The 7,475-nt window shown below is 62.0% G+C and carries 7 protein-coding genes; 6 read left to right on the top strand and 1 reads right to left on the bottom strand.

The annotated features are described in order from the left end of the window. A partial coding sequence (locus ABX749_RS15075; RefSeq protein WP_372896699.1) for a phenylacetate--CoA ligase family protein occupies positions 1-949 on the bottom strand: 949 nt, incomplete at its 3' end. Positions 950-1,347: 398 nt separating this feature from the next. On the opposite strand from ABX749_RS15075, the gene ABX749_RS15070 reads away from it, so the two are divergent. From ABX749_RS15070 to ABX749_RS15045, 6 genes are all read left to right on the top strand, one after another. Further along, entirely contained in the window at positions 1,348-2,562 is a 1,215-nt protein-coding gene (locus tag ABX749_RS15070) for a DUF1559 domain-containing protein (protein WP_372896698.1), read from the top strand. A gap of 69 nt (positions 2,563-2,631) precedes the next feature. Further along, positions 2,632-3,414: an alpha/beta hydrolase gene (locus ABX749_RS15065; protein ID WP_372896697.1), complete on the top strand. Its 783-nt coding sequence runs from the start codon at positions 2,632-2,634 to the stop codon at positions 3,412-3,414. Next, on the top strand, positions 3,411-3,968 hold the full coding sequence (locus ABX749_RS15060; RefSeq protein WP_372896696.1) for a DinB family protein: 558 nt from the start codon (positions 3,411-3,413) through the stop codon (positions 3,966-3,968). The genes ABX749_RS15065 and ABX749_RS15060 overlap by 4 nt, the downstream gene beginning before the upstream one ends. A gap of 34 nt (positions 3,969-4,002) precedes the next feature. Beyond that, positions 4,003-5,166, top strand: a complete 1,164-nt coding sequence (gene obgE / locus ABX749_RS15055; RefSeq protein WP_372896695.1) for a GTPase ObgE — start codon at positions 4,003-4,005, stop codon at positions 5,164-5,166. Further along, the gene (locus tag ABX749_RS15050; RefSeq protein ID WP_372896694.1) at positions 5,163-6,077 is read left to right on the top strand and encodes a type III pantothenate kinase; all 915 of its coding nucleotides are present in this window, start codon (positions 5,163-5,165) and stop codon (positions 6,075-6,077) included. Before obgE ends, ABX749_RS15050 begins: the two co-directional genes overlap by 4 nt. Positions 6,078-6,115: 38 nt before the next feature. After that, positions 6,116-7,475: hypothetical protein (locus ABX749_RS15045; protein WP_372896693.1), on the top strand; the 1,360-nt coding region annotated here is incomplete at its 3' end.

Below are 7,475 nucleotides of genomic sequence, written 5' to 3'. Positions count from 1 at the left end.
GCTGGTAGCCCCGCACGATATCGCCGGTTCGATAGCGGATGGCCGGACCGCCGTATCGTCCCAGTCCGGTCAGCACGAGTTCCGCCTCCTCGCCTTCGCCGGCAGGGCGTCCGTTGGGATAGGCATCGTCGAAACACAGTCGCTGGGCAATGAATTCGGTCTCGATCACGTGCAGTCCGGTGCCGTCGTGGCTTCCGAATCCCCAGGCACCGATTTCGCTCGCACCGCTGTGGTCGATCACCGTTGCGTTCCAGCCTGCCTGGATCCGCGAGCGAATCGCCGGGGCGCTGCCGCCCGGTTCTCCGGCAACGATCAATCGCGAAACGGACGACTGCGTCAAATCGATGGACAGTTTTTCGGCAACGGCGATCAGATGCAACGCATAGGTCGGGGTGCAGCAGACGACCGTGCAACGTTGTTCGAGAATCATCTGAAGACGCGTTTCGCTGGACATGCCGCCGCCGGGAATCACCAACGCTCCGGCGCGGACCAATGCGTCGCTGGCGGTCCAAAACCCGATGAACGGTCCGAAGGAAAACGCCATCATGGCGACGTCGCTGCCGCGAACGTCGGCGGCATGCAAAACGTGTTGCCAACAATCCAGCCACCATTGCCAATCCTGCTGTGTATCGAGCACCGGCATCGGGTGGCCGCTGGTACCACTGGTTTGATGAAACCGCGAATAGGACTCGCGCGGCATGCAAAACACTCGACCGGGATCGCCAGGCGACGGTGCGACCAGGTCGGACTTGTTCAACAACGGCAGCTCGGACAGTTGGTCAAGCGATCGCAGCGGGAGCTGGAGCGAGCCAAAGCGGTCGCGATAGAAGGGGGTTTCAATGGCGACGCGCAACAACGCGTTGAGCCGGCTGAGCTGAATGGATTCGAGCTGGGTGCGACTGAGACGCCACTGAGCCGCAATCTCGTTTTTGTTCTCGATTTGTGTCATGACGCAAGCAGTCTAGCAGTTTCATTCGCCGAGTTTGATGGTCTTGAAATTGGCGTTGGAAAGACAGATCGAGTCAGTCTTCGTCAGTGGAAGGTGGGTCAAAAGATTTGTTGGTCAAAAAATGGAAGTTGGAGCGTCGGAAGAACGTGGGGAACCATTGTTTTCTTGCTTGATTTTTTGACCAACCCATTTTTTGAACCCAATTGCCAGAACAGCGCCGCACGTCCGTTTCGCAGTCGGCCTGCAGTCGTGCCGAGAAGTTCAAGAGAGGGAAGCGTGAAGGAGCTGTGAAGAAGCCATGAGAGAACCGTTTTGGCATTGTCGTGACTGAATCGAGCATCCACTTTCTCCGATAGGTTTTACTCTGTCAGAACACATTGAATTACAAGGCGGGATCCATGAGAGCCCAACAGGTGGGACGTTCAACGTCGCGAGTTGGTTTCACCCTGATCGAACTGCTGGTCGTGATCGCCATCATCGGGCTGTTGGCGTCGATGGCGATGCCCGCGCTCAGCAAGGCGCGTGAGGCGGCGCGCTCGGCCGCGTGCCAATCCAATTTGCGTCAATTCGGAATCGGGCTGATTTCCCGCAGCACGCAAACGCCCAGCGGCGCGTTCTGCTCGGGGAGCTTCGACTTCAAACGTGACGGCGTGCCGACGGAGGTGGGCTGGGTTTCCGACTTGGTGACGCGGGGCATTCTGCCCGGTGAGATGCTGTGCCCGAGCAATTCGGCGCGGAGCAGCAAAGCCGTCGAGGAGATGGTCGCGTTGCCGTTGTCGAATTTCGTCGCCAACTCTTGTTTCCAGGATTCCGAGCGTCTGGGCAGCGAACCGTACACCGATTCGTCCGGGGTGGTGGTTTCTAACATCGCGCGAAAAATCGCGAACGAGGCGATTCCACCCAAGACGCCCGAACGCACCGCGCTGGTCAAGAAAAAAATGATCGACGAGGGCTACAACACCAACTACGCCGCGTCCTGGTTCATGTTGCGGACGGAATTCAATCTGGGCCCCGACGGGAACCTTGCGCGGGTCAATCCCGCGTGCCCCGACATGGACCCGCGTGGCAGAAACGTGACCGAAGGGCCACTGGAAACGCAATACCTGGACGGTTCTCGGGCTCCCCTGTCGACGGTCCCCCTGCTCTGCGATGCCACGCCCTCGGGTTACCTGAGCGCATCGATCGGCGACCGGCTGCCGGCGGGAAGCCTGTACACCACACCGATTGTGGGAGGCCCGATCGGCAGCACCTTGCAAATGGATTTGGACGGCGACGGCGTCCCCGAGACGCCGAATCCGAACTACCTGAAGACGCCCGCCTTTTCGGCAGGTGAATCCCGCGTCGGGACCGCCGGATGGTACAAGCAGCTGAACTTTTACACCCGCCAGGACTATCGCGGGATCATGCCGTTGCACAACGGCATCGCCAACTGCTTGATGGCCGACGGGTCGGTGCAAGCGTTGTACGATGCCAACGGCGATCAATACGTCAACAATGGTTTTGACGTGCCCAGCGGCGGCGGCAGCGTGATTTGGACCAGCGGTAAAACCGAGGCGGACAAGCTGACGATCGCCAGCTACCATTCGTTGAAATCGGATGGGCCGATCGAGTAGCTACTCGCCGGCCGGTCGGAGCGTTAGACTCTCGGGCGTCCACTGGAACTGCTCGCCGACAAACGCTTCATGAACCAACCACGGAAAAAACGCTACGGGTCACTGGACAGCTACGTGATCGACGCCGGCCAGGCTCAAACGCCTGCGGCACTGGTCATCCTTTGCCACGGCTACGGCGCTCCCGGCAGCGACCTGGTCGGAATCGCCGGCGAGTGGGCCGAGACGCTCGGGGAATCCGCCGAAAAGTTTCGCTTCATTTTCCCGATCGCCCCGCACAGCCTGGACGAACTGGGGCTGCCATCGGGACGCGCCTGGTGGATGCTGAACATGGCTCGCATGATGGACGCGATCCAAGCGCAGCAATTTGATGAGCTGCACCACGAAACCCCACCGGGTTTGGAGGAGTCTCGCAGGGCACTGTCGCAGTTGGTCAACGCCGCCCGCGAAGAACTGGCCGAGCAACGGGGCTGTGATGTCGACGCGATCCGGTTCGCACTGGGAGGATTTTCGCAAGGTGCCATGTTGGCGATGGACACGGCCCTTCGCGGCCCGATTCCGGCACCCGAATTGTTGATCCAATTCTCCGGGTCGGTGATCTGTCAGAGTGGTTGGACCGAATCGTTGTCGCGTCTACAGAAGACCCGTGTCTACCAGTCGCACGGAACCCAGGACCCGATCCTGCCGTTCCCGTCCGCCGAACGACTGCGCGATCTGCTTGTCGCGGCCGACGTCGACCTCGAATTCCACCCCTTCTTTGGGCCGCATACGATCGACGGAGAGGCGATTGCGTCGACCGCGATTGCCCTGCAACAATTGCTCGACCCTCCCTCGCACGGAAACACCGCCCCATGAATCGTCTTGCAAGTCGCCGTCCGGAATCCGAGGAATTTGACAGTGAGTATCACGGTCAATTGATTGCCCGCGTCAAAGGGGACTGCGCGATCAAGATTCTGCGACACCAACTGCATTGGATCTGCGACTTGGCCAGCAGCATCAGCACCGAACAGGTCGACCGGATCCACGCCCCTTACCAGTGGACGATCCGGCAAGTGTTTGAGCATTGCGCCAACGCTGAGCGAATGTTCGGCTATCGGATGATGTGTTTGGCCGACGGCAGCGGGCCCACGTTACCCAATTGGGACGAAAACGTCTCCGCCGCCAGCCGGTTCGGATTGGGCAATTTCTCTTGCCTGGCCGCCGAGTTGGGCGATCTGAGAAAAGCGAATCTGGGGCTGCTGCAGCGGCTTTCCCCCCGCGCTTGGGACGGCTCGGGAACGGTCGCCGGCCACCGGGTGAGCGTGCGTGCCGTCGCTTGGCTCACCGCCGGACATCTGCTGCACCACTTTGAAATCGTCGAAAACCGCTGTGGGGTCACTGCGATGCGCGGCCCCGCCATGTTAGAGTGATGGATTCTATTTCCCACTCTCGCTAATCACAACGATGTTCGTCGACCGCGTCCAAATTGAACTTCACGCCGGAAAGGGCGGGGACGGATGCTCCAGCATGCGCCGCGAAAAATACATTCCGCGCGGGGGCCCCGACGGTGGCAACGGCGGGCACGGCGCCAGCCTGATTCTGGAAGCCAGGTTGGGGGTCAATTCGCTGGCCGCGTTTGCCAATCGAAAGTTCATTCGGGCGGGCAACGGACGGCAAGGCCAGGGGGCGATGTGCCATGGGCGAAAGGCCGAGGACCAGACGCTGTACGTTCCGCCGGGGACCCTGGTGATCGACGCCGAGCAGGGTTTTGTCATCAAAGACCTGAAACACCACGGCGATTCGTTCGTCGTCGCACGCGGCGGCAAGGGCGGCAAGGGGAACGCCCATTTCAAGAGCAGCACCAATCAGGCGCCGCGAGAATTTCAGCGTGGCGAAGAGGGTGAAGTCCGCAGCGTCATCCTGGAACTGCGTTCGATCGCCGATGTCGGCCTGATCGGCAAACCCAATGCGGGGAAAAGCACGCTGCTGAGCCGGATCACGAGTGCCCGCCCAGAAATCGCCGACTACCCCTTCACCACCAAACATCCCAACTTGGGCATCGTCGAACTCGATGAAGCACGTTCCTTTGTCTTGGCCGACATCCCGGGACTGATCGAAGGGGCCAGCGACGGCCTGGGCCTGGGACATGAATTCCTCAAGCACATCGAACGCGCCGGCTTGCTGGTCCATCTGGTCGAACCCGAACCGTCCGACCAGTCGGATCCGCTGGACAACTACCGAGCCATCCGCAGCGAGTTGTCGCAGTACGACCAGGCACTTGCCGATCGCGACGAAATCTTGGTCGTCACCAAGAGTGAGATGCCGCAGGCGGCCGAGGTCGCCGAGCGGCTGCGCGAAGAAACCGACCGGCCCGTGCTGCTGATCAGCGCCATGACCGGAGCCGGTTTGAACGAGTTTACCGAAGCGGTGATGACGCGGGTCCAACAGCGTCGCAAGGCGCAGTTGGAAGCCGGCGAGGACGTTCCGGTGTTGCGGGAATCCCAGCTCGCGACCGAAAAACGAAAAGTGCCGCCGCACCTGCGGGGTGCGACCGCACAGCTTTCCAATGAGCATCAAGCCAAAGACTTTGATACCGTCGTCGACACCTCGGATGAGGATGCGCCGTGACGCCGGCTGAGACGATTGCTGCGATCGATGTCGGCAACTCAGCGATCAAAGTCGCGCTGGCCAACACCTCCGAGCTGCTCGCCGGCGCAGTGAATTCCAGTGCCCCCGACGACGCGTTGCGTTACCAGACGTTTCCATTGGACCAGCCGCAATGGGACAAACAGGTCTGTCGCTGGGTGCAGCAGCAGACCGGCCGGTCGGAAGTTTCGTGGCGGGTTTCGACGGTCAACCACGCCGCCAGCCGTCCGTTGCATGATGCCGTCTGCGGCTGTTGGGAATCCGCACCGTCAACCGCCGGTGGTCCGCGGCAAGTGGATTGGCGTCACTTGTCCAGCCACGATGTCCCGCTGCAAATTCGAGTCGACGCGCCGGAGAAAGTCGGAATCGATCGTCTGCTGAGTGCCTATGCCGCATCCAACCGTTTCGATCCGCCGCTGGTCGTCGTCGACGCCGGTTCGGCCGTGACGGTCGACTGCGTCCGCCCATCTCCCGATGCTCCGCCGGTGTTTGTCGGTGGGGCGATCCTGCCGGGGATTCGGCTTCAACATGCCGCACTGGTGACGGGAACCGAAGGACTCCAGCAAGCGACGCTGGAAACCGCCCCCGACGGGACCGGGGCGATGGCTCCGGCGACCAACACCCGGCAAGCGATACGTTTGGGCGTGCTGGCGGCCGTCGTCGGAGGCGTCGAACGACTGGCACGGGAGTACGCGGGATTATCCCCATCCTGCCATGCACACGAAAACGGTGATGCAGACGGTGCCTTTCGGATCGTGCTCAGCGGCGGGGACGCAGCAACGATCTCGCCCTACATGCGAGCCCAGCACGAACTCGTTCCCAATTTAGTCTGTCTGGGGATTTTGGATCTGGCAATTCGACAATGCCAGTTTGCCCCGAGCGGGCTAGAATGATCTGACGACACGCCCGATCCCCGCTTGCCCTCGAAGAAATGTCCGCATCGAAACTTTCCGACCTGTTGCCGATTCGCACGTCGGCCGACAAACCCAACGCCTATCAAGTGTTCGGTTTGAAAAGCGGAGAATCGGACCCGGCGAAAATCACCGCGGCGATGCAACGCGTTTACGAGGGATTGAAGCAATCCAAGCCGACCGCCGATCCGCTGGTCTGGAAACAGGCGGCAAAGCTCGCCGAAGCGGCGCGAAAACAGTTGGAAGATCCACAGCAACGTCGCGCACTGGACGCCAGTCTGGGCGTGGCGGTCGAGACCGCACGCGAATCCGGGCCGAGCACTGACTCCGGCACCGCGTCTGCTACTGCGGCCGAGCCGGACGATCCCTTGGCGTCACTGTTGCCCCGTTCCAAACCGCTGCCCACCTCCGCTGCCGGATCTTCGACCGACGGCGCGCCCGCCACTCGCGCCGCCGCGGTGCTGGGGGTGCCCCCCGGCTTGGCGACTCCGGCGACCGATCGCAGCGGCAACGCGCCCACGGCAGCCGTGCCGGCGCTGGGCACACCACCGCTGGGAACACCGGCAACGGCTGCGGATCCCACCACCGCCAGTCAACCGGGCGGTCAACCGGCCAGTGGAAACGCGCCGATCCCGTGGGCGCCGCCGAAACCGAAAAAGAAACGTCGCCGCAAGAAGACCGGACTGTTTCTGTTCGGCGTGTTTGTGTTGGTGATGTTGGGGGCAATCATCGGCCTGCTGCAATTCCTGACCCAGGGTGGGCAGATCGCGTTGCGTCCGGACGGTCTGCCCGCAGACAACGGCGTCGTGGTCGCCGAGCCGAGGCCCGAGTCGGATCGACCGCTTCCCACCGCAGCCGACCGCGATGGCGTGCTCGGCGAGGTGGCCGCCAGCGGGATCGCAGATTCGCTGCGCAAACCCAACAGCGCGGCGACGACGAATTCTGGTAGCGAGTCAAACAACGTCGATCCACCAACCAGTCCGACACCAACGCCGACCAGTCCAACGCCGACCAGTCCGACGCAGACCAGTCCGACGCAGACCAGTCCGACGCCGGCGAACATGATGCCGCCGGTCGGGATGTCGATTCCCGAGACGCCGATGACCCCCGAACCGCCGGCGACCGGCTCGACGCCTTCCACTCCTACTCCCACGGCGACCCCGAATCCCACGCCCGCCATGACGGCGGAGCGTGTCGCCGCCAATCAGGCCAAGATCGAAGCGGTCCAGGAGCTGATTCGAACGGCCGATTGGGATCAGATGAAACCCGCCGCCGAGGCGTTGACGAAACTTGATCTCGATGCGGAGCAATCCAAGCGTGCCAGCGCACTCTATGACATCGCCGACCTGGCGACCTTTTATCGCGGCGCGATCGGTCGTG

The organism is Stieleria sp., from assembly GCF_041595215.1.
GTDB lineage: Bacteria > Planctomycetota > Planctomycetia > Pirellulales > Pirellulaceae > Stieleria > Stieleria magnilauensis.
This window is presented reverse-complemented; position numbering and strand designations above follow the sequence as displayed.